Source organism: Sporolactobacillus terrae DSM 11697 (assembly GCF_000648615.1).
Lineage (GTDB): Bacteria > Bacillota > Bacilli > Bacillales > Sporolactobacillaceae > Sporolactobacillus > Sporolactobacillus terrae.
Genome location: NZ_JFZC01000033.1, coordinates 29,165 through 51,844, shown reverse-complemented (window position 1 = coordinate 51,844; position 22,680 = coordinate 29,165). Strand labels below are relative to the sequence as shown.

Genomic DNA, 22,680 nt, shown 5'->3' with positions numbered 1-22,680 from the left:
AAAAAGAAATAAAGAAAGAACTGCATGCCATCGCATCCTCTTACGCCCACATCAAATTTATCCCCCGAGAAACATTTTACACATAGGCTTGATGCTGCTGCTTATTTCTAAATAGGGCTGATAATTACTCCGAAATTCCCGTCTGTCTAATGGTTACGTCGACTTTGCAGTGGAAACGAGCGTTCGGGTAGCGTTCCGGCCATGACTTTCCATCAAAGTTGCGTGTGTAGCTGCGCACATGCTGCCCGAGTTGAAGCGGATCGATTTGCTTCCTTTGAAAACGGCGAACGAGCTGAACGGCCTCTTTAGCCATGTGTTTGTTTAGCTTTTTTTCCATACCCGGACCGGTTGTTTTGCTAAGCGTTTTCGGATAAGACTGGCGCACTTGCGCGCTGACGTTCACCGATGCGTAGATGTCGGGCGCAGCGCTGTTTCCGTTTTTAACTTTATAGTTCACATCAGTATGAACGTTTTTAAAAGCAATGTGTTTGTTCGGGGCAAATTCATAGTCATAGACGCCTTGGTTAAATTTTTGAAAGAGCATTTTAAACGTGAACACTCTATTCTCGCTAAGGCGCATAACATATTTGTCATTCTTAAATAAAGCGAGTCCGTGCATGGCAATATGGTCACCTTGCTTACGAATTATAGGAAGAAACGGGTCCATATAGTCGCCATAATAGGCGTACATGAAGGACTCCATTGTACTTTCCGGATAATTTTGCTCCGTGTTTTGCTCAATCATATCTTGAATATAACGGGCAACCGGAATTTGTGTTTGATAGTCCGCAGACGTCAGTAATTTCCGGCAGCTGCCTTCTACAACCGCAAAATTCATATCGCGTGGTGAGTCAGGATCGCGATTTCTTAAATCAATTTGTTTGTACAAACCTTTTTTTGCCATGGCCGTGTTAACCAGCATAAGCCGTATTTTGCCAACGCGAATGGGCATTTGTCCGGATTGTTGAAAACGGTCGACAAGCGATTTGCCGTCGTAGGTCACTCCGCTAAGATGACGCAGCATCGATGCGGTCGTCGGCAGTCCGGCGCCGCCGCTTCCAGGGTTTGGATTTTCAACATAGTTCGGCATGGTAATGGTTCCCATCACTTTCTCATTCCCAAGATAGTCAATCCCCTCTGCTTCAACAAGCAGAACATCGTCGAGGATGCTCGTTGGCAAACATCCGGACAGAAGGAGTAAAGCGATCAAGGGCGCGATAAGGACTGCCTTTTGTTTCATGATGCAGCTCCCCTTCCACATTTTTTCTTAATCCACTGACAAAACAAGAGAATTGGAAGATAGATATAGATAATCAGCGCACCGTACGTTGCATACACATCGTTTATCTTCTTCACTTGGAGTCCGCTATGGATCATCGTTGTCCCTGCAATAATTAAAGCGAGAATAACGATCAGCGAATATTTCATTTTAATCTTCGGTACAGTGAATTTTACAGCGCGAGCGATAATCCAGCTGCATAAGCAGATATTAGGGACAAGACTCCATAGTAAGAGGACGATCGCAATGATATCGATGTGTTCAACAAGAGGAAAGCGGACACCTTTCCAATAAGTGACCGTCGGCCAAATCGTGTTCTGCATCTCGCCTTGACTGAAATAAACAATCGCAAGAATGAGCGCTGTTGTATAAAAATAAATGGTTGTCAGTACACTGCGAAACGCCCATTTACGTGCTTCACGCGGATGGCTGATAAACGGATAGATATAAAGCAGCAATTCAAATCCCAAATATTCATGCGTGAGTTTATAACAGGATTTCAGCAGCGTTACCGGTGAGTGGTCAAAAAACGGTTGTAAATTTGCAAACTGAGCATGGGGAACAATAAAGAGGGTCAGGATACTCAACGGCATCAAATAGATGAAACTGAGCAGACAAACGCCGGTGATCGTTCGAATCCCTCCGCTGACAATATACCAGACAATGGAACAAAAGATAAGCGAAAATAGAAACGTTGACATTTGCGGAAAAACCCACACGTGTACAATTTCGACGTAACTACGTAAAAACATGATAGTGAAGAGAAGAATATGCGTCACGGTGAAGAGATTAAGGAAGGTTCCGATTCGTCTTCCGAAAATACGGGAATGGATCGAAAAAAGGTCGGGCATACCGAATTGACGCTCATTCTCCAGAAGGCGCAGAACAACCCAAAGAATGCCAAGAATAATCGCACCACTGATAAGCGCTGCGAGCCATGCGTCTTGCTGGCTGTACTTGGTTACGACGTGCTGGAACGAGAGATAGCCGATTCCAATCTGCATGGTCTGCGGAATAAAAAAGGCAGAAACAGGACCAACTTGATGTGCAGGTTTTATCTTATCATTCATAGAGCGTCAGATCCTCCATTTTGAAAAGGCAATTATTCATCAATATCCGGCTTTGGTTTGCCCTTCTTCTGCGTTGTCCGCTGCAGATTCACACGATTTTTATCCGCGGTGCGCAGAAACATCGGACGTTGTCCTTGCGCGCTGGTTGGCAAACGGATGAAGCTGTCCTTCAAATCTGTCACGCGCATGGGGTAGATGGGTTCAATAAACGGTCGGCCAAGCGAGGTCAGTTTCAACAGGTGGCAGACGAAAAACATAAAACAAAGACCGACACCGAGCAGACCGAACACTTGCGCAGCAAAAATAAATGGAAAGCGCATGAACCGGATCGTTGTTGCCATCCGATAGTTTGGTGTGATAAAGGCAGCCAGTGCCGACATCGCGATAATAATTAACAGAATATTACTTGTTACACCGGCTTGAACGGAAGCGGTACCGATGACAATACCGCCTACGATACCGATGGTTTGGCCAACCTTTGTCGGCAGGCGTGCGCCTGCTTCGCGAAGCAGTTCAATCATGACTTCAAGCAGCAGCACTTCAATGATCGGATCATATGGAACGGAACTGCGCGAAACGATTAAAGTTGCCAGTAAATCTTTGGGTACTAATTGATAGTGGTAGGTCAGCACAGCAACGTACAGCGATGAAGAAATGACGGAAAAGGCAACGGCAAACAAGCGCAGCAGCCGATATAAGGATGCGATCGGCCAGGTCAATGAATAGTCGTCGATGGTTGAAAAAAACTCAACAATTGTACTTGGTAGAATCAGTGCACTCGGAGAACCATCCACGAGCACGGCAATTTTTCCTTCGTAAAGGGCGCCGCTGACACGATCGGGACGCTCAGTATCGATGAATTGAGGAAAAAAAGACCAACTATTGTCGGCAATCATTAAAGCAAGCATGTTGGCATTGATTACGCTGACGGTTTCCAAATCGGTGATTCTTTGCTTAGTCGTATTCAGATTAGCCTTATTCGCGAGTCCTTCAATATAGAGAATGGAGATGCGCGTTCGCGACAGTTTGCCAATGCGGTGTTCCTCGACTTTAAATTGAGGAATCGGAATGCGCGAACGAATCAAATTGATATTGGTTTCCAGCGATTCAACAAAAGCGTCGTGCGCACCGACAATGCTGGTTTCGATTTCCGTCTGCTCGACTTGTCGCGCCTGTTTTTTTGGGCAGGGAATAAGATAGACGTGTTGCGAACGCTTCGACGGCTGAATCATTAAACAACCGTCAAGCAGACTTGTCTGAATGACGGATAAATCCCTTGTCTCGATTAATTTATCAACGGGAACGACCTGAGCAATGTCTTTCATGCGCTGCACGCGTTCAGAATAAAGCGCAGGCAGCAAGTCTCTGTGGATGTACTCTAAATCGACCACTGTGTTAATGAATGAAATCCAACAGGTAAGCGTTTTGCTGTTATGACAGAAATGATTGAAATCAGGATTGGTTTCAAGCTGAATCAGTAAGTCAGCCATGCTTTTTGAGGGCTGTGCCGGACCTTGGTCATTCTTTTTTTTACTGTTTTTCCAAAACACGAATAACCCCTCGTTTCATGTTAATTTGCATCCCGTTCCATCTGCTTTGCTTTTTTGTGTTCATCATGCCGTTGATCGAGAATCAGGATTATGAAAGGCATTAAGCAAGGAAAACAGATCAACAGATAAAGCAAGACTGTCGCACCCATCGAAATACGAAAACCGACGAAAAGTAAGAAAATGAACAGCAGACCAAAATAGGATGTATAGAGCAGCGTATACATAAGAACCTTCCTTTGTCGTTCGTCATTCACATGTGGGGTTAGTTTTCCCGAGAACGATCGTATTATTCCAATCTTTTAAGGCGATTGGCTGTGCCTTTCTAAAAAAACTGTCGTTTTCTTTTTTAAAAGAGCTGTGTTAAAGTATGGAAGGAGAAATGTAAATTGGTGACGAGTGGAAGGATTTTGTTATGAAATCAGCATGGAAAGTTATTCAGGAACAAATAAAAAACCTGTACTTAATCAGGCGTTTGTCTCTGTACGAATTAAAAAGCGAAAATAGCAACAATTATTTAGGGATGGCATGGATCATAATCAATCCAATGATTCAGATCTTTGTATACTGGCTTGTTTTTGGCTACATCAGTGGACGAGGCGATGTGCTTCTTGAAAATGGAAAACATGCACACTATATTACATGGCTGATCTCAGGGATTTTTCTTTGGTTTTTTCTGCAGCCGGCAATCATTCAAGGATCAAGATCCATTTACACGCGGATTCGTTTTATTGCTAAAATGAACTTTCCGATGAGTGCAATTCCGAGCTATGTCATTTTTGAAAAATTGTATCAGCACCTGTTTTTAACTGGAATTATTTTAGTGATCATGCAGTTTACTGCATTCAAAGCCAGTCTGTACCTGATCCAATTGCCCTATTTTATGTTCGGCGCTATCATGTTTTTGTTCTCAGTGTCATTAATTACATCGACACTATCAACAATTGTACGCGACGTTCATCAAATTTTAATTTCAGTGATGCGAATGATGTTTTATTTGACACCGATTCTTTGGGAGCAAGCGTATCTTGAGAAGGTACCCTCAATTTTACGGCAGGTTCTGCTTCTGAATCCCATGTACTATTTAATTCAAGGTTATCGGGCCTCTATTTTGGGAACCTCCTGGTATGCCGTTAATCATAGTGCCTATACTGTATATTTCTGGTGCTTCATTCTCATTGTGTTGATGTTTGGTTCATTTATTCATCTTAAATTTAGAGATCATTTTGTTGATTATTTATAAGGAGATCTCAACTCATGGAAAAATCAGTGATTGTAAAAAATGTATCAAAAAAATATAAAATGTACACAAAAAACTCCGAAAAACTATTGGATTTGATTTTGCCGAAAAGTTACGGAAAATCCTTCTATGCGCTGCATGATATTAGTTTTGAAGCGGAAAAAGGCGATGTTATCGGCATCATTGGTGTCAATGGGTCGGGAAAATCGACCTTATCTAATATTATTTCAGGTATTATTCCACCGACGAGCGGCACGGTACAGGTAAATGGCGAGGCGTCGTTGATCGCCATTCAATCCGGATTGAAAAATGAGCTGACCGGCCGTGAGAACATTGAACTCAAGTGTTTAATGCTTGGGTTTAATAAAAAAGAAATCATCGCCTTAACGCCGCAAATTATTGACTTTGCTGATATCGGTGATTTTATTGACCAGCCAGTAAAAACGTACTCCAGCGGGATGCGCTCGCGGCTCGGGTTTGCGATCTCCATTCATATCGATCCCGACATACTGGTCATCGACGAAGCACTGTCGGTTGGGGATCGCACCTTCGCCGATAAATGCTTGGATAAGATGAATGAATTTAAGTCACGCGGAAAAACCATTTTCTTTATTAGCCACTCCATTGGTCAAATGAAGAAGTTTTGCGAGAAAGCACTTTGGGTTCAATATGGACATGTTGAGCAATATGGGTTAATGTCTGAGGTCATGCCGAACTATGAAGCATTTATTAACAAGTACAAAAAAATGAGCAAAGCGGAGAAACAGCAGTTTAAAAAAGAAGTTGAAGAAAAAAGAATGGTACAAGCTTGAGCGCGAGCAGCGCTTTTTTTTTGCAGAAAAATATCCGCAATGACGATGCGGACAAATCAAAAAGTGAATTGGGGTTAGGGTTATTCTTATTATTGCCGCTTTCATTGGTAAATAAACCTATTTCCTGTTAAAAAAATAAATAAACCCGCACAATGTAGGAAAAATGAGCGGATGCCTAGGCTAAATAGTATCAATGTAAGCGCTTTTATTGTATACTAGCGATTAAAAATACGCCTTCGGTGCATACTGGAATCGGGAAGAGTGACCACAAAAATCGATAAGAAAAGGAAGGAGGAAGGATCGCTTTCAGCAAACAAATGTAACCGTTTTCCGAAAGCGAGTCCGTTGATGATGCATGTTAACCAACTGAGAAGAGCCGTCGAAAATCGAAAAAAACAGTTGATTCAAGCTTTAAGGGATCATTCAGCTGTGCCGGATACAGAGCGTCTCAACGCATGGACACTGTCTGAACTGGAGCGCGAATGGAGCAATTATCAGAGGAGCATGCACAAAGAGATTGGTTGAGTTCGGAATTTCATTTAGAGGCCATGTGACTTTTTTGATAGAATAGGGGGTATCACCTGCAAGGACAGAGGGTGATACGGAGGTGACTGCCAGGTGGGCAAACAACGTATCTTTCCTGATTTTTATGGAAATAAAGTGACACTGGCATTTTTAGCAGAACCCTTTTCAAAGGATCCCAGACATGTATGGGTGGTTTGCCGCTTTAATCACCAGTGGCTGTTGACAAGACATTCAAAACGTGGGTTGGAATTTCCAGGAGGAAAGGTCGATCCTGGAGAGCGGCCGGAAGAAGCCGCGCGGCGGGAGGTTTTTGAAGAGACAGGCGCTCATGTGGCGAAACTCTTTTTTATCGGTCAATATCAAGTTGAACAGCAAGCAGAACGGATCATTAAAAATATCTATTTTGCTGAAATTGATCGGATGGAATTCAAAAAGGACTATCTGGAAACGGATGGGCCGAAATTGATCCGCTCATTTCCGAATTCGATCAAAGACGAGAAACAATTTAGTTTCATCATGAAAGATCGGGTTTTCATTGATGCGTTAAACGCCGTACGGCAAAAAGAATGGCTTCCAGTGACTGTGTGAAGCGGTTTCAATGGATAAAGCAGGCGCCCCAAAGTCCGCTTGGACTGTGAGACGCCTGCTTTTTAAATGATTCCTGTAAGAAGATGAAGCGATATAAGGGGATGAGACTGCTGCTCCGTTTCAGTCAAGCAGGCAATATCACCGCAATGCCGGACCGGCGCAGCGAATCCGTTCGGACGTTTGTGCGGCAAATTGTTTAAAGTTCGCATGAAAAGCATGTGCCAACTGATTTGCGGCTTGTCGATAATCGGTTTGGTTCGCCCATGTTTTCCAAGGAAGCAGGATGGGATTGGAAATTCCGGGACAAGTTGTTGGGATCCGCAGTTGAAAGATCGGATCAGTTAAACAGGCGACATTGTTCAGTTGCCCATCTAAAGCAGACTGAACGATTGTTCGTGTATCGGAAAGGCGGATGCGTTTGCCGATCCCGTACGGTCCACCGGTCCAACCGGTATTGATTAGATAAGCGCTTACATTATGCTTGTGCATCAGCTGACCCAGAAGATCCGCGTAACAAGGCGCTGGAAGCGGCATGAAAGGGGCACCGAAACAGGTTGAAAATGTTTTTTCTGGAGCGGTTACGCCCCGTTCGGTACCTGCCAGTTTGCTTGTATAACCGGATAGAAAATAATACATGGCCTGTTCGGGAGAAAGAATGCTGACCGGCGGAAGCACACCGAATGCATCGGCGGTCAGAAAAATGATCGCTGACGGATGTCCACCGACACTGGGGTGTTTCGCACCGGCAACGTTTTGCAAGGAAAAAGCGGCACGTGTATTCTCGGTCCGCTGCGCAGAAGCGTAATCGGGCAGCCGACTTTTATCGGAAAAGGCGACATTTTCAAGTACGGTACCAAATTTGATACTGTTGTAGATTTGCGGTTCTTTTTTAGGCGACAGACGAATGGCTTTTGCATAACAGCCGCCTTCAAAATTGAAGATTCCTTCACTTGACCAGCCGTGCTCATCGTCACCGATTAATGGTCTTCCTGATGCGTTGGATAAGGTCGTTTTTCCGGTACCGGATAAGCCGAAGAACAGTGCCGATTTTCCGTTTTGTCCTTGATTGGCGGAACAGTGCATCGGCAGAATTCCTTTTTGCGGAAGCAGGAAGTTCATGACGGTGAAGAGTGATTTTTTGATCTCACCGGCATACTCGGTGCCCCCGATGAGGATGGTACGGTGCTTCATTGAGAGAATAATAAATGCTTCGGAGCGCGTGCCGTCAACTGCAGGATCGGCTTTAAATCCCGGAGCTGAAAGGATGGTGAAATCCGGATGATGGCTCTCCAACTCTTCTTCAGACGGCTCGATAAACAATTGCCGGCTGAACAGGTTCTGCCAAGCATACTCATTGACAACTTGGATTGCCAGACGGTGCTTGTGCGCAGCGCCAATAAAACCGCGAAAAACATAGCTTTCTTCGCGTGTGTTTAAATAATCGGCAAGCTTATGACGCAGTTTTGTGAAAGCGGTTTCATTTATCTGCTGATTACGTTGCCAATCGACTCGTTCCTGTGTTTGGTCGTCACTGACAATAAAGCGGTCTTTTGGTGATCTGCCCGTGTATTTTCCGGTCGATACGGCAAGTGCACCGTTGGTTAATAATACCCCTTCATTTTTTCGAAGCGCATGTTCAATCAATTCAGGAACGGGCAAATTAACATGCATCTGCCCAGTATGGAGCAATTTAGCGACAGGATTTTCTAAAGACGCATCATTCATTTTAACATTCCTTCCTTTGACAAGATCGTCGTCTTTGTATCACACATTATAGTGATTAGGCTATACTTTTATTCTAACGACTCCCTCCGTATTCCGCAAGACAAATCTAAGGACATAAATCGAGCGGATTCTTAGGTTTAATTTCACTTTTTTGCTTTTCAAAATGCGTTGACAGTTTTAATTCCCTAAGTTATGATAGGTATCAAATACGGCTGCTCTTATTCCGAGTAGGCAGAGGGACAGGCCCGATGAAGCCCGGCAACCGGTCGAATACGGCACGGTGCTAACCTGCAGAATAACGAGGAAGATCTTCTCTTTATTCTGATAATAAGAGGCGCGCGATAAGAATCGGCCTATCCTTTAATTGGAGTAGGCTTTTTTCATGCCTTGAAAACAAAAGCAGAGGGATCGGGTACCGTTGACACCATTTTGTATATAATGTTTGAAAGGCAGGGTGAAGTACTGTGACAAAAAAGTATTCAAGACGATTATTTACTTCCGAATCGGTAACGGAAGGTCATCCGGATAAAATCTGCGATCAAATATCCGACGCAATTCTTGATGAATTGCTGAAAGGCGATCCAAATGCGCGGGTTGCCTGCGAAACCGTTGTCAATACTGGGCTGGTTCTTGTAACGGGTGAAATATCTACATCAACTTATGTTGATATTCCAAAAGTGGTCCGCCATACTATCCAGGAAATTGGCTATACAAACGCGAAATATGGTTTCGACGCATCAAACTGCGCGATTCTGACCTCGATTGAGGAACAGTCCGCGGATATTGCTCAAGGCGTGAATCAAGCGCTTGAAGCACGAGAAGGAACGATGACTGAGGATCAGATCGAAGCAATTGGTGCCGGTGATCAAGGGTTAATGTTCGGCTTTGCGGTTAACGAAACCCCTGAATTGATGCCGCTTCCGATTGCGCTCGCTCACAAGCTGGCGAAACGTCTATCCGATGTTCGCAAAGATGGCACGATTGGCTATCTTCGTCCGGACGGCAAAACACAGGTTACCGTTGAGTATGATGAAGAGGGGCATCCGGAGCGCATCGATACGATCGTTATTTCTGCTCAGCACGATCCGGAAGCGACAGAAGAACAAATAAAGAACGATTTGCATCGTCATGTGATTGACCCAACCGTCCCAACCGGGTTAATTGATGATCGAACGAAATTTTTCATCAACCCAACGGGACGTTTTGTCATTGGCGGACCTCAGGGAGATGCCGGTTTAACCGGGCGTAAAATCATTGTCGATACGTACGGCGGCTATGCACGGCACGGCGGTGGTGCATTCTCTGGAAAAGATGCAACCAAAGTAGATCGCTCGGCTTCTTACGCCGCTAGGTATGTCGCAAAAAATATTGTTGCAGCAGGCCTGGCTGAAAAATGCGAGATTCAAATTGCCTATGCGATTGGCGTTGCAGAGCCGGTGTCCATCTCAGTTGACACATTTGGCACCGGAAAAGCAACTGAAGAGCAGCTCGTTCAATTAATTCGCCGTAATTTTGATCTTCGTCCAGCAGGCATTATTGAAATGCTTGACTTGCGTCGGCCAATTTATCGACAAACGGCGGCGTACGGGCATTTTGGTCGTACCGATATCGAGCTTCCTTGGGAAAATACGGACAAGGCTGAAATTCTGAAACAGCAAATCCAAGCGAGCGAACAGAACCAATAATTGATCTTTGTTCTATTGCTTTTCATACCTCTGGGTGTGAAAAGCTTTTTGTTTTTGAACCCGCATAGATTGATTTATCGTTTGCTATAATAATTGATAGATATGTGATCGGCAGCACGAACAATGCTCCGCATGTATTTATTGGAGGGATGTTGATGACGGTACCATCACGGCCATTGAAATTGATGGCAGAAATCTACACAAAAGTGCTTCCTGAGGTCCATCGTGAACTAAAAAGGTGGAAGGAAAAGGCATCCAAAATTCCTGACCCGGAACTGCGCAAACAGGCACTGTCCAGTATTGAATCCAAGACCTTCCATTGTGAAGGTGGTGCAATCTATAGCTTAATTGCTGAAGACAGGCGAAAAGAGGTTATTGCATTTATCGTCGCTTATCAAACGATTAGTGATTATTTGGACAATCTATGCGATCGCAGCACGTCACTTGACCCTGAAGATTTTCGCTGTTTACACCGGTCGATGCTGCATGCCTTGACGCCGGACGCGAGGCCTGAAAATTATTATCGCTGCCGCAGCCAGCAGCAGGATGGAGGCTATTTGGAAGCGTTAGTTCAAACCTGTCAGAAGGTACTGTCGGAACTGACCACACTGAAGATCATTCAACCGGCACTCCATGAACTTGCTGGTTTTTATTGTGATCTGCAAGTCCATAAGCATGTCGTTCGCGATCAGCGCGTACCTAGGCTGATGGAATGGTTTCAAAAAAATAAAGCTCATCTGCCTGAGATGAGCTGGTATGAATTTGCTGCGTGTTCCGGATCAACTTTGGGGATTTTTTGCATTGTTTCCTATGCAGCGGCACGCGGTGATGAAATGAGGCTGCTTGTCGGAAAGATCAAGGACAGCTATTTTCCTTGGGTTCAAGGCCTTCATATTTTAATGGATTATTTTGTCGATCAAGAAGAGGATCGGATCGAAGGCGATCTGAATTTTTGCTTCTATTATCCGAATGATCAAGCGATGATGGATCGTTTAAAACATTTTATCGAGGAAGCAGATGCAGCGATTGACACGATGCCGGACAAGAACTTCCACAAGATGATCAACCGCGGGCTGCTTGGTATTTACCTCGCCGATCGCAAGGTTGCCAAACAGCGCAATGTACGCGTTCTAGCTCGCAAATTGATTCGCAAATCGGGTGGCAGCGGTTTGTTTTTCTTTGTTAACGGATGGCTGTACCGTAGAATCAGGCAAAGTATTTAATCCTGATTTTGCAGTGGTATTTCGGCAAATTTACCTTGCCAACTGTCGCGTCGTTTTAATTCGTCGTCGATGGCATCGAGAACTTCCCATTTGTTCAGACTCCACATCGGACCGATCATTAAGTCTGCCGGCCCATCTCCGGTCAAACGATGAATGATCATATTTGCGGGCAGGATTTCCAACTGGTCGCAAACAAGCTGAACATATGTATTGAAATCGAGAAATTGGAGCATGCCTTTTTCGTATTGCTTGACCATTGCCGTTTTTTTCAGAAGGTGAAGCAGATGGATCTTGATGCCTTGAACGTCAAGCTTTGCCACAGCTTTCGCGGTCTCAAGCATCATCGCCGGTGTTTCCCTTGGCAATCCGTCAATGATATGAACACAAACGGGAATGTTGTGTTTGCGCAGTTTCGCAACGCCTTCGACAAAGCAGTCATAATCATGTGCACGGTTGATTAGACGTCCGGTTTCGTCGTGAACGGTTTGCAGGCCCAGTTCCAGCCACAAGAATGTGCGCGCGTTTAATTCGGCAAGGTAGGCGACCACATCGTCAGGCAGACAGTCGGGGCGAGTGGCGATCGACAAGCCGACAACGCCTTCTTGTTCCAAAACCGTTTCGTAACTTTCACGAAGCACGTCAATCGGTGCATAAGTATTTGTGAAGGCTTGAAAATAGCCGATGTATTTGTCGGCATGCGGCCATTTTGTTTTCATTTGTTCTTTAATGGTTTTGAACTGAGTGGCGAGACTGTCCTTGCGGTTCCCTGCAAAATCACCCGAACCTTTTTGACTGCAAAAGGTACAGCCGCCCCAGGCAACTTTTCCGTCGCGATTCGGGCAGTCGAATCCTCCGTCAAGCGGCACTTTAAATACTTTGCTTCCGAACTTGTCCCTTAAATAGGTATTCCATGTATAGTACCTTTTATCCGGCCCATAATGAGCCGGCCATTTTTGTTCCGCCATTTCACGTACTCCCTTCACTAACCTATGGCACATTCTAGCAAACATTCGCTGAAACATAAAGCCGTTACACCGACTGCGCCTGTCTGCAGAATCCCATCACTTTTCTCAGTGATTCCATTAAAACAACTTCAAAGATCAACTTTTTTCCGACCTGAGTTGACATCTGATTGCAATATCAATAAAATAAATACACAACCTAAAATGAACGACTACTGATGATGAAGAAAAGTAGCCTGTGAGCGGTTTTCAGAGAGTCGGCGCTTGGTGTGAGCCGATACGGTAAGCAGACGAACTCGCTTCGGAGGTGCGGGACTGCCCATCATTGGGTATCCCGACGCAGCCCGCGTTACAGGGATTAAGCGAGCGTGATGACGGCTGAAGTCTCATGCTAATCTGGGTGGTACCGCGGGAATAAAACAAGTCATCAACCTCTCGTCCCTGACAAACTGTTGGGGCGAGAGGTTTTTCTGTATTTCACAATCTATTTTGACGATGCAGGATTAAAAAGGAGGAAATCGCCATGGCAATGGCATTTGATCACCGAAAAATTGAAGCAAAATGGCAAAAATTCTGGGATGAGCATCAAACGTTTCGTACAGATGATGCATCGGATAAACCGAAATATTATGTTTTGGATATGTTTCCTTATCCATCAGGAAAGGGACTGCATGTCGGTCATCCGGAAGGGTATACAGCAACGGATATTATGGCACGGATGAAACGGATGCAAGGCTTTGAAGTGCTGCATCCGATGGGTTGGGATGCCTTCGGACTTCCGGCCGAACAATATGCGCTTGATACGGGCAACGATCCTGGCGAATTCACCAAGAAAAATATTGCTACATTCAAGAGGCAGATTAAATCACTCGGGTTCTCGTACGACTGGAATCGTGAAATCAATACGACAGATCCGCAGTATTATCGATGGACGCAATGGATCTTTCTGCAGCTTTACAAAAAAGGACTCGCCTACATTGCCGAAGTACCGGTAAATTGGTGTCCGGCACTTGGAACGGTACTTGCAAATGAAGAGGTCATTGATGGAAAAAGTGAACGCGGCGGCTTCCCGGTTGTCCGCAAGCCGATGAAGCAGTGGATGCTTAAGATCACCGCTTACGCGGATCGTCTGCTTAGTGACCTTGAAGATTTGGATTGGCCGGAGAGCATTAAAGAAATGCAGCGCAACTGGATCGGGCGTTCTGAAGGTGCAGAGGTTCAATTCCAAATTGAGGGTCATGGTGATGAAAAAGTAACCGTCTTTACCACTCGTCCGGATACGCTGTTTGGCGCGACCTATATGGTTCTTGCTCCCGAACACAAACTCGTTGACAAAATTGTCACTCCGGAACAAAAGGAAAGCATTGATCGCTACCGCGCAGAAGTGGCCGCTAAGAGCGATCTTGAACGTACCGATCTTGCAAAAACAAAAACAGGTGCTTTTACCGGTGCGTATGCGATTAACCCGGTCAATGGTAAAAAAGTGCCGATCTGGATCGCCGATTACGTTCTGATCACGTACGGCTCCGGTGCAATTATGGCAGTTCCTGGTCATGACGACCGCGACTATGAATTCGCAACCAAATTCCACCTGCCGATCATTGAAGTGGTTGCCGGCGGCGATCTGTCGAAAGAAGCATACACCGGTGAGGGTAAGCATGTTCATTCGGAATTTCTCAATGGATTAGGCAAAAAAGAAGCGATTACGAAAATGATCGATTGGCTTGAAGCACATAAAGTCGGAAATCGTAAAATTACGTATCGTCTGCGTGACTGGCTGTTCAGCCGTCAGCGTTATTGGGGCGAACCCATCCCGATCATTCATATGGAGGACGGATCGCTCAAAGCGGTTCCGGAAGAAGAACTGCCGCTTCGTCTGCCGAAAACTGAAAACATCCAGCCATCCGGAACGGGTGAATCACCGCTTGCAAATGACACAGAATGGATAAATGTCATTGATCCGGAAACCGGGATGAAAGGACGCCGTGAAACCAATACGATGCCTCAATGGGCAGGCAGCAGCTGGTACTTTCTTCGCTATATCGATCCGCATAATTCCGAGAAACTTGCGGATCCAGAAAAGTTGAAACGGTGGATGTCCGTTGATCTGTACGTCGGCGGTGCAGAACATGCCGTCCTGCACTTGCTGTATGCGCGCTTCTGGCATAAAGCACTTTATGATCTTGGCGTTGTTCCGACAAAAGAACCGTTCCAGAAGCTGGTCAACCAAGGAATGATTCTTGGCGGCAATCATGAAAAGATGAGTAAATCCAAAGGGAATGTTGTAAATCCAGATGAAATTGTAGGCTCGCATGGCGCAGACACGCTGCGTCTTTATGAAATGTTCATGGGACCGATTGATGCTGCCGTTGCTTGGTCTGAAAAAGGGATTGACGGTGCGCGCCGTTTTCTTGATCGTATCTGGAGACTGTTTGTGAGCCCAGAGGGTGGTTTGGCTGATCAGATCACGCAAAATGGTTCAACCGACGAGGCTTTTGAGAAAGTGTACCATCAGACCGTGAAAAAGGTAACGGAAGACTATGAAATCATGCACTTCAATACCGGCATTGCGCAATTGATGACCTTCATTAACGAAGCGTACAAACAAGAGACGATTCCTGCATCGATGGCAGAAGGATTTATCAAGCTGCTTTCACCGATCGCACCCCACATCAGTGAAGAGATTTGGTCGCTGCTTGGTCATGAAGAGTCGATTGAAACATCATCGTGGCCGTCGTTCGATGTGAAAAAATTGGTCGAAGATAAAGTTGAGATCATCGTTCAGGTGAACGGAAAGATCCGTACACGGTTCCAAGTTGATAAAGGGATTGCGCGTGAACGTCTTCAAGAAATTGCATTGAATGACGAACGGATTAAAGAACGTCTCAAGGGCAAATCCGTGAAAAAAGTGATTGCTGTACCAGATAAATTGGTCAATATCGTTGCAAAATAACCAAAAAGGGAAAGGCCTGCATAAAAACCGCTTTCTGTGCGAACGCATAGGAGCGGTTTTTTTTGCAGATAAAGAGAAGGATATGTGAGATGCTAGTGGGACAGCGATCAGCTGAAGTGTTGCTCAAGCTCAAGGTGGATAAATCAGCCGCTGATAAAGGATCGACTTAGCCCGGATAGGCAATGAGACAACCGCAATAGGATTTAGACAATGTTACGAGCGAACACCGCACATGACCAATACGATTTGTCATGGCAAGGAGGGTGCCCCCTTTTTTCGACAAAATGTTACAAATAACGTACGACCCTGTTGAAGCCATGCTGTACAATCGTTATATTGTGGTAAAATACAAAGAGTTGTGGGCCGTGCGCCCAATTGAAGATTAGGAGCGTTGACAGATGTCCGCATCGAAAATGATCCGAGGTGCCATGATTTTAACAGTCGCCTCAATTGTTTCACGTTTGCTTGGAATTTTCTTTATCATCCCATATAATGCGTTAACCGGCACAGAAGGGACTTTTCTCTATGGGATCGCCTATACGCCTTATGGTATTATGCTGAGTGTATCGACGATGGGTCTTCCGCTTGCTGTGTCGAAATTCGTTTCAAAGTATAATGCACTTGGCGACTATGAGTCCGGAAGGCGACTGCTTAAATCCGGCTTTGTCTTAATGGCGGTAACCGGGCTTATTGGGTTTCTGGTTCTTTTTATCGGAGCACCGCATATTGCTGCTGCTTATGGCTTGCCGGCAAACAGAATGAATGATGTGATATTGGTTATTCGTGTGGTCAGTATTGCCATCCTGATTGTCCCGGTCATGAGCCTGATGCGTGGGTATTTTCAAGGCTATCAGTCAATGGGTCCGACAGCGGTTTCTCAGATTGTTGAGCAGGTTGTCCGGATCGCCTTCATTTTAATCGGCGCGTTTCTTGTGATTAAAGTCTTTCATGGTTCACCGGTTACCGCTGCTGCACTTGCCACTTTTGCAGCATTTGTCGGAGCGGTTGGCGGCCTTTATGTTATGCTGCACTTTTGGGTGACGCGGCGCGGGCGTATGTCTAAGATGAAGCAAACGGTACAGAGAAGAAAGAAAATATCCTATTTATCGATGTATCGCGAGTTAGTCAATTACGCCATTCCTTTTGTTGCGGTTGGGATTTCGATGCAGCTGTATCAATTGATTGATCAATTCATGGCCTACCATTATTTAGCGTACAGCGCGCAAGTCAAGGAGCTCGTGATTACCGATTTAACGGTTAATGATCAAAAGATGGTGATGATACCGGTAACGCTTGCAACATCGCTTGCTGTCAGTGCTGTTCCGGCGATCATTAATTCTTATGCAAAGCGAGATATTAACGAAGTCAATCATAAAATCACACAAGCTTTTGAACTTGTATTATTTTTAACCATACCGGCTGCGGTGGGTCTTTCTTCTTTGGGGTATATGATTCACGGTTTGCTCTTTGAAATTAACCTGCATGACTTGCTGATTGGCGGGCGCATTCTGCAATGGTATGCGTTGACCGCGATTTTCTTTGCTTTGTTTCAGGTGACTGCGTCCATACTTCAAGGGATTAATCGGCAGCGTGTCACTTTAATCAGCCTTTGCGCAGGAGTCATGATTAAAATCTTGCTCAATCCATTATTTATGAAAGTATTTGGCATGGTTGGTCCGATCCTTGCAACCGATATTGGCTATGCGGTCTGCATCCTTATCAATTTAATTGCGATTAAACAAGCGACCGGTTACAAATACTCGGCGATTGGTCAGCAAGTGATACATATCGTTGGCTATACGGCCATTATGGCTCTTTCAATCCAGTTGATCTTTCTCCTATTCGGTGGTTCGATTCCAAGTGGCAGAGGCATTGCGTTTGTTGTCGTGATGGTTAGTGTTGCGGTTGGTGTAGCCGTATATCTTTTGCTTTCTCGATGGACCGGTTTGCTGCGCCGCGTGGTCGGCGGAATGAGAAAGCGCAGGACCGATTAAAACATAAAAAGGTGTCTCTTTGTCAGTAGTGACGGTGAGGCACCTTTTTTTGGGCGTTAGGTGTGGAAAACGGTTTATCGTTGCGGGAATCCAGGCCCGCCGAATGGAGGAACTGGAAATCCGAGTCTCCGTTCAATGGCGCGCACGCGGCGGTCAAGGTTCTGAATTTCGCGGTCGGTCTGTGCTTGCGAACGTTCCAACCGGTTTAATCTGCGCTCGAATTGTTGTGGATTAAATGGTGGTTGAGGCGGGCGCGGGGGTTGATGCATCTGTCTGCTTTCAGCGTCTTGTGAATCTTCGTTCCAGACAAAAGCGTGATCAGCATAAGGATTTGCTGTATGCTTAGAATCAAGAAACGGGGAAGATCCAGCCTTTGATTGTTCAGACGGAATTGTTGCGGCTTGCTGATTGAAATGAGGCGCGGTTTGATCAATCCATCCTCTTGGTGCCGATGCAGGCTGATAGGCACTCACGTCTTGCGGAAAAGCAGCATGTTCATTTGAAAACATAGATGATGATCCTCCTTGAAATGTCGGTTTGTTCATCCATAGTCTATGTTTCAAAATGATTTTTGCCCATGTGTTCTTGCAAAATAAAAAGAGCTGCGAACAAGCAGCTCAAGAAACCTTTACCTTCTTTTCTGTTACCGTCCATTGTCCTCGGCGGGGACTTTTTACCAAATTATTATAGGTGAGAATATTGAGATCTCTCTGCATTGTTCTCTGTGTCATGTCAAATTCTTCAACTAACTCCTTTGTCGTAACCGTACCTTGTTTTCGAATGAACAAATAAACGGACTTAACACGATTTAGCATACGATCAGTTGAAGGACCCAAGTCACCACTCCCCAGATTATTTATCAATAAAAGATATGTCTTTTACTGAGCGAAATATTCAAGCAAGAGTAAATACATTGAATTTTGTTGTACAATAGGATTCAAAACGTATTGAACGACGCGATTTCACCGACTGGATCGACATATTGTCTGATTCGAAGAGCACATACCGATTTGCTGCACTCTGAGGTCACATAATTTTCTGTCAACAGTTTAAATATAACGCTACATTTTGAAATGTCAAATATTTTTTGCTGGAAAAAGGCATCTATCCGCAGAAGTGCGTTTTGCTTCTCAATCAATGGCGATCCGAATACTTATGAATACAAGGAATCGTGTAAGAAAAACCGGGCGACGCCTAGTCCTTACTTCCGCAGGATGCGGTGGCTTTCGCGTTGCATACAGGACGTATGCGCACTTAGCGAAAGTTCCTTTTACTCTAAATGCGGCTTTCATTCATCAATGATATGCTTGAACGGCACACCAGCTGCTCGCTTGCCGCGGCAGGCGCCAGAGTACTTCTGCTTTGCTTCTCGGCCAAGACACTTTGCTTTGAAGACGAGGCAAAATCATGGGCTTTCTTATTTTGTAAAAAAACTGCACTCCCATCAGTTTCGGGGAGTGCAGTTCCATTAATGTGGGAAAATATCTCCGGACAAGTAACGTTCACCGGTATCATTGATCATACAGACAACGATTTGATCGGGTTTGAAGCGGCGAGCGACTTGCAGTGCGACATATACCGATGCACCTGACGAAGGTCCGCAGAGAATCCCTTCATCACTGGCTAATCTGCGCGTGATTTCGTAAGCATCATCATCGCTGACGTCGATAATTTCATCGATGAGCGACATGTCCATGGTATCTGGAATAAAGCCTGGGCTTGTTCCAACAATTTTATGACGTCCCGGCTTTCCTCCGGAATACACCGGTGATCCGGCCGGCTCGCAGATATGTACCGTCATTTCGGGGAAAGCCTCTTTCAGAGCCCGCCCTGTACCGGATACTGTACCGCCCGTACCTGCTGCGCCAACGAACGCGCAGAGTGGGCGTTTCAGCTCTTGAATATCACTGATGATTTCAGCGGCAGTTGTTTTGCGATGCGCCTCAGGGTTTGCCTGGTTTTCAAATTGCATCGGCATGTAGCAGTTCGGCAGCACTGCAGCAAGTTCTTTTGCTTTTTCTATTGCGCCGGGCATTTTTTTCCTTCCTGAGGTCAAAACCACGTCAGCGCCGAAGGCTTTTAATAAATTGATCCGTTCTTGGGTGATCGTGTCCGGCATAACGATCATCGCTTTATAGCCGCGTGCTGCTGCGGCCATCGCAAGGCCAATACCCATATTTCCAGATGTTGGCTCAATGATCGTTGCCCCTTTCTGAATGATTCCCCGTTTTTCAGCGTCGATAATCATATTCAGTGCTGCACGATCTTTGACACTTTTGGTTGGGTTGAAGTACTCTAACTTTGCGTAGATTGCTGCTCCGTTTGGATCGGGCAGTCGATTTAAACGAACCATCGGCGTTTGACCGACCAGTTCATCAATAGATTGAGCAGGTTTCGTCATTGTTTTCTCCCTTTTCTTCGTTGGATGCTTCTCATTAGCTTCTCGTTCATGAGGATAAAGTATTCCAATAGTAATGGTTCTATTATACAGGATGAAGTGAACTTGGGTCGACCATTGATAAGCATCTCTTATAAAAATAGTGGGTAATCTCGTTAATATCGAGCAAGTACAAGGATGGGAAGAAGGCGTTTTATGTCCAATCATTATTTTTTAGGCATTCCTGTTGCGGATGCATTACGGGAAACGTTAAATCAGGCTGCTCGCTCATATCTTACAGCTGCAGACTATAAGCGTAAAACCGACGCCCGCGATTACCATATTACGCTCCTCTTTTTGGGCGCACTGGCTTCCGAGCAGCGTACGGCAATTGTACAAGCTGTACACCAAACTTCGACGAACTGGACGCCATTTACGCTCGCTTTGTCAGGAATCGATGGGTTTGGTGATCGCAGGCACCCGCGCGTTTTATTTGCTTCATTAAAGGAAACAAGAGGTCTCACTGGTCTTCAAGCTGCAATTGTGCAAGCCGTGGCTCCGCTCGGCGTGCGATTAGAAAATCGCCCGTACCATCCGCATATCACACTGGCGAAACGCTGGGTAAGCGGCGACCTTCCGATGCAGTTGCCTGCGGTGCATCATGGGCTCGCTGGAAAACAGTGGACCGTATCCGCTGTATCGCTTTTTCAAGTTTGTCCGGGTAATTTGCCGAATTATCAACAGATATGCTTATTTCCCTTTCAATCTGAAAAGAGAGAGTATTCCTAAACCCTGTTTTTGTATTAAAATAGGTTTAGAAGACTAAAGGGGAAAAAGCATGGTTCAATTGATCAAAATTAATCAATGTATTTCGCGTTATCAATTAAATTTTCTTGGCTATGCCAATCGCTACCCGTGGCTGAAGAAGCGGCGGCAGGCAGAGTGGAAACTGCGTCAACAGGGCGCATTGGCCGATATTGCTGAGGAGTCGCACGGATTTGACGATTGGCTGTTTGCAAAACAATTATTGTGGGCAAGCCGTACCGCAGAGGCGTATTCGCCCTATCCGGATCAACTTTTACAAACCGTTTGGCTGCGGCGTATGTTAAAGGGAATTAATGATGTATCTTTTCTTATGTATCAGCCGGTCTTGCTGACAAAATCTGGGCCGGTTCAACTCGACTCAATTCTGCTCATGAACGACCGTATCTGCTGTATTCATCCGCTCTTAGGTGCAGCAGGCGATGTGTTCCAGCCAATGGAACAGCGGCGATGGCAGCAGATCACCAACGGGGCAAGGCAGACATTGGTCAATCCGCTGATTGCTTTACGGCGCACCAAAGCGGTCATTTCCGCCTTTTTACGCAATCAAGGAATGGCTGAACTGCATGTGCAAGGAATGGTTTATGCACCGCAAGCTTATATTGAAAAGGTGCCTGCCGAATCAGAAATCGTATTTGTTGACCGAAGAAATGAGCGTGAATGGTTTCAGCGGGCCGATCAGCATTCTCTGCTTCTAAAGAGAGAACAAGTTGCATGTGCCGAAGCGCTGCTCAATGCGAGCGAAACATTTGCGGAACCAAGGACGAGCTGATCATGAAAAAATGACAGAATTCGCGTTTTTATGATTGTTGATTATCCGTGAACGTGGTATATTTTTATGCATAGTCTGTTTTTTTCGATAACATGCGAAACGGACATGGAAAGGCAATGGTGGAATGCTTTGATTCATTTTTTCGATGGCGATAATTGGGAAATCTCTCCAGCAGGAGGATTGACAGGAGAAGCATATATGGCAAGCTCCGGGGAAAGTAAGCTTTTTATTAAGCGAAATTCTTCCCCTTTTCTTGCTGTTCTTTCTGCGGAAGGAATTGTTCCAAAGCTGCTTTGGACTCGGCGCATGGATAATGGAGATGTGCTCACTGCCCAAACGTGGTTAAAGGGGAGAGTTTTGACACCGAATGAAATGGCTTCAGAGCAGGTTGCCGAAATGCTTAAAAAAATTCATTCTTCCGAACCGCTCTTGACCATGATGAAACGCTTGGGCAAGAAACCCGTGACGACTACACAGTTGCTGAATCGATTATCGAGTCAGGCGCGCGGCAGGACGGAGACACGTGCATTGCGTCAATCGCTGAACTTTTTAAAAGATACTGCCGAGCGCGCGGAATATCCGAAGAAAATGGTTTGCCATTCGGACATCAACCATAATAATTGGCTGCTTGGCGAAGATGAAAAGAACTTATACTTGGTCGACTGGGATCAAGCGGTCATCGCTGATCCTGCCATGGATTTGGCGATGCTCCTTTATTGGTACGTTGAAGAGGAAGATTGGGAAGATTGGCTGCATCTGTACGGCCTGAAACGAACAAAATCGTTACAGTTGCGCCTCGTATGGCATATGATTGCAATGACCGTACGTTTTATGTTCTGGCATCAGGAGCATGCAGAAATGAAGAAAATCATCCTTTTTGAGAAGGACCTGCTGTGGCTGAATGACTATGCTGCCGGACTGCTTGCTTAATCGATCGAGTGTTCAACAGCAGTCACCGTTATCAATTCGTGGATCGGCATCTTTCCGTGACGGGAAGGTGCGCTTTTTTGCGGATCGGACAAACGCTGGTTTTTCTGCTTTTCGCTGATCATTAACCATTCTCCATGGTAATCTGGAGAGAAAAGAAATAGAATAGATGACGGACC

General features: G+C 45.4%; 20 protein-coding genes, 1 riboswitch and 1 other annotated feature. Of the genes, 11 read left to right on the top strand and 9 right to left on the bottom strand.

The features are described from left to right. Positions 1-124: 124 nt before the first annotated feature. From AA84_RS0105565 to AA84_RS0105555, 3 genes are read right to left on the bottom strand one after another with little or no spacing between them, the layout of a single operon-like run. Entirely contained in the window at positions 125-1,240 is a 1,116-nt protein-coding gene (locus AA84_RS0105565) for a Ger(x)C family spore germination protein (RefSeq protein ID WP_028976393.1), read from the bottom strand. Next, the gene (locus AA84_RS0105560; protein ID WP_028976392.1) at positions 1,237-2,349 is read right to left on the bottom strand and encodes a GerAB/ArcD/ProY family transporter; all 1,113 of its coding nucleotides are present in this window, start codon (positions 2,347-2,349) and stop codon (positions 1,237-1,239) included. Before AA84_RS0105560 ends, AA84_RS0105565 begins: the two co-directional genes overlap by 4 nt. A gap of 32 nt (positions 2,350-2,381) precedes the next feature. Next, entirely contained in the window at positions 2,382-3,899 is a 1,518-nt protein-coding gene (locus tag AA84_RS0105555) for a spore germination protein (protein ID WP_028976391.1), read from the bottom strand. 412 nt (positions 3,900-4,311) lie between these two features. Between AA84_RS0105555 and AA84_RS0105545 the strand changes: the two genes are divergently transcribed. The 4 genes from AA84_RS0105545 (at position 4,312) to ytkD (ending at position 7,061) form a co-directional block, all read left to right on the top strand. Then, positions 4,312-5,139, top strand: coding sequence for an ABC transporter permease (locus AA84_RS0105545; protein WP_028976389.1), 828 nt, complete (start codon positions 4,312-4,314; stop codon positions 5,137-5,139). A 14-nt stretch (positions 5,140-5,153) separates the two neighbouring features. Then, on the top strand, positions 5,154-5,948 hold the full coding sequence (gene tagH, locus AA84_RS0105540) for a teichoic acids export ABC transporter ATP-binding subunit TagH (protein ID WP_028976388.1): 795 nt from the start codon (positions 5,154-5,156) through the stop codon (positions 5,946-5,948). 261 nt (positions 5,949-6,209) lie between these two features. Further along, positions 6,210-6,473, top strand: coding sequence for a Fur-regulated basic protein FbpA (gene fbpA / locus AA84_RS0105535; protein WP_028976387.1), 264 nt, complete (start codon positions 6,210-6,212; stop codon positions 6,471-6,473). A gap of 93 nt (positions 6,474-6,566) precedes the next feature. Then, positions 6,567-7,061 carry an RNA deprotection pyrophosphohydrolase gene (gene ytkD / locus AA84_RS0105530; protein WP_028976386.1) on the top strand — a complete coding sequence of 165 codons (495 nt, stop codon included), beginning with the start codon at positions 6,567-6,569 and terminating at the stop codon, positions 7,059-7,061. 138 nt (positions 7,062-7,199) lie between these two features. On the opposite strand, the gene pckA is transcribed toward ytkD, so the two are convergent. Further along, positions 7,200-8,786, bottom strand: a complete 1,587-nt coding sequence (pckA, locus tag AA84_RS0105525) for a phosphoenolpyruvate carboxykinase (ATP) (protein WP_028976385.1) — start codon at positions 8,784-8,786, stop codon at positions 7,200-7,202. A gap of 215 nt (positions 8,787-9,001) precedes the next feature. Then, positions 9,002-9,120: riboswitch (SAM riboswitch) on the top strand. 130 nt (positions 9,121-9,250) lie between these two features. On the opposite strand from pckA, the gene metK reads away from it, so the two are divergent. Both metK and AA84_RS0105515 read left to right on the top strand, forming a co-directional pair. Further along, positions 9,251-10,471, top strand: a complete 1,221-nt coding sequence (gene metK, locus AA84_RS0105520; protein ID WP_028976384.1) for a methionine adenosyltransferase — start codon at positions 9,251-9,253, stop codon at positions 10,469-10,471. A gap of 155 nt (positions 10,472-10,626) precedes the next feature. After that, complete coding sequence (locus AA84_RS0105515; protein WP_028976383.1) at positions 10,627-11,694, top strand: tetraprenyl-beta-curcumene synthase family protein; 1,068 nt, start codon at positions 10,627-10,629, stop codon at positions 11,692-11,694. Here the strand turns inward: AA84_RS0105515 and mnmL are convergent. Next, positions 11,691-12,659, bottom strand: a complete 969-nt coding sequence (gene mnmL, locus AA84_RS0105510; RefSeq protein ID WP_028976382.1) for a tRNA modification radical SAM protein MnmL/YtqA — start codon at positions 12,657-12,659, stop codon at positions 11,691-11,693. The two genes, AA84_RS0105515 and mnmL, sit on opposite strands and share 4 nt — an antisense overlap. Positions 12,660-12,865: 206 nt before the next feature. Beyond that, positions 12,866-13,102: a binding site (T-box leader), on the top strand. Positions 13,103-13,185: 83 nt separating this feature from the next. Here mnmL and leuS point away from each other — a divergent pair. Further along, positions 13,186-15,609: a leucine--tRNA ligase gene (leuS, locus tag AA84_RS0105505; RefSeq protein ID WP_028976381.1), complete on the top strand. Its 2,424-nt coding sequence runs from the start codon at positions 13,186-13,188 to the stop codon at positions 15,607-15,609. Between the two features lie 398 nt (positions 15,610-16,007). Continuing rightward, entirely contained in the window at positions 16,008-17,603 is a 1,596-nt protein-coding gene (locus tag AA84_RS0105490; protein ID WP_028976380.1) for a putative polysaccharide biosynthesis protein, read from the top strand. Positions 17,604-17,677: 74 nt separating this feature from the next. On the opposite strand, the gene AA84_RS18295 is transcribed toward AA84_RS0105490, so the two are convergent. The 3 genes from AA84_RS18295 to cysK all read right to left on the bottom strand — a co-directional run bounded on the left by AA84_RS18295 (position 17,678) and on the right by cysK (position 20,004). Beyond that, positions 17,678-18,112 (bottom strand): hypothetical protein, encoded by a 435-nt coding sequence (locus AA84_RS18295; protein WP_051577819.1) that lies wholly within the window; start codon positions 18,110-18,112, stop codon positions 17,678-17,680. 108 nt (positions 18,113-18,220) lie between these two features. Further along, on the bottom strand, positions 18,221-18,439 hold the full coding sequence (locus AA84_RS0105480) for a DeoR family transcriptional regulator (protein ID WP_028976379.1): 219 nt from the start codon (positions 18,437-18,439) through the stop codon (positions 18,221-18,223). Between the two features lie 632 nt (positions 18,440-19,071). Next, complete coding sequence (gene cysK / locus AA84_RS0105475) at positions 19,072-20,004, bottom strand: cysteine synthase A (protein WP_028976378.1); 933 nt, start codon at positions 20,002-20,004, stop codon at positions 19,072-19,074. Between the two features lie 192 nt (positions 20,005-20,196). Between cysK and thpR the strand changes: the two genes are divergently transcribed. The 3 genes from thpR (at position 20,197) to AA84_RS0105460 (ending at position 22,504) form a co-directional block, all read left to right on the top strand. After that, positions 20,197-20,769 carry an RNA 2',3'-cyclic phosphodiesterase gene (gene thpR / locus AA84_RS17140; protein ID WP_051577818.1) on the top strand — a complete coding sequence of 191 codons (573 nt, stop codon included), beginning with the start codon at positions 20,197-20,199 and terminating at the stop codon, positions 20,767-20,769. 49 nt (positions 20,770-20,818) lie between these two features. After that, complete coding sequence (locus AA84_RS0105465; protein ID WP_028976377.1) at positions 20,819-21,574, top strand: hypothetical protein; 756 nt, start codon at positions 20,819-20,821, stop codon at positions 21,572-21,574. Between the two features lie 198 nt (positions 21,575-21,772). Then, positions 21,773-22,504, top strand: coding sequence for a phosphotransferase family protein (locus AA84_RS0105460; RefSeq protein WP_223362281.1), 732 nt, complete (start codon positions 21,773-21,775; stop codon positions 22,502-22,504). Here AA84_RS0105460 and AA84_RS19490 read toward each other — a convergent pair. Then, positions 22,501-22,626 carry a hypothetical protein gene (locus AA84_RS19490; protein ID WP_255304667.1) on the bottom strand — a complete coding sequence of 42 codons (126 nt, stop codon included), beginning with the start codon at positions 22,624-22,626 and terminating at the stop codon, positions 22,501-22,503. The genes AA84_RS0105460 and AA84_RS19490 overlap by 4 nt on opposite strands. Positions 22,627-22,680 lie beyond the last annotated feature (54 nt).